Here is a 749-nt window from a genome sequence, read left to right as displayed (position 1 = left end):
GCAGAGTGCCGCGCTCATGCTGGCGGCGTACGAGGGCGACGCGTCTGGGGTCGCGCGGCTCGTCGAAGGCGGCGCCGACGTCAACGCCGCCGACACGAACGGCTGGACGCCGCTGATGTTCGCGCTGCGCTCCGGACAACCCGCCGCGTTCGTCGCCGGGCTGCTGACGCAGTACCACGCGCTGGCGGCGGCCGAGGCCAAAGACGGCACGACGGCGATGATGATCGCCTGTCAGTACGCAAGCGACCCCGCCGTCGTCGAAGCGCTCTACGCGGCCGATGCCGACGCGGTACAGCCGCGCCGCGGCGGAGATTGTCCGATCCATTTCGCCGCCCGCAACGCCACGAGCGGCGCGGCGGGCATCGTCGCGTTCCTGCTCGGCAACCGCGCCGACGCGAACCAAACGAACGACGCCGGCTGGACGCCGCTGATGACGGCCGCCCGCTTCAACGACAGGGGCGACGTCATCGACGCGCTGTTGTCCGCGGGAGCCGACGTCAACGCCCGCAACCGCGACGGGATGACCGCGCTGATGCTCGCGGCCGCCAGCGAAGCGCCCGCGGCCGCGGAGATCGCCCAAAAACTGCTGGAAGCCGGCGTCGACCCGGAAGCGGTCGACCGCTTCGGCCGCACCGCCGCGCTGGTCGCCGTTCGCAGCGGCCATTCCGCTGAGATGGTCCGCTTTCTCGACCGGGAACTGACGCCCCGCAGCGTCGCCCGGCAGACGGCGCTCCTCGCGGTCCTGCCCG

1 protein-coding gene is annotated in these 749 nt (G+C 72.5%); it reads left to right on the top strand.

Annotation, left to right across the window (positions count from 1 at the left end):
- Positions 1-749, top strand: a 749-nt coding sequence (locus HMPREF7215_RS11330; protein ID WP_156797548.1) for an ankyrin repeat domain-containing protein, incomplete at both ends; no start/stop codon positions are given.

Origin of the sequence: Pyramidobacter piscolens W5455 (genome assembly GCF_000177335.1) — a bacterium.
Lineage (GTDB): Bacteria > Synergistota > Synergistia > Synergistales > Dethiosulfovibrionaceae > Pyramidobacter > Pyramidobacter piscolens.
The sequence above is the reverse complement of the archived record's forward strand: the minus strand, read 5'-3'. Positions and strand labels throughout refer to the sequence as shown.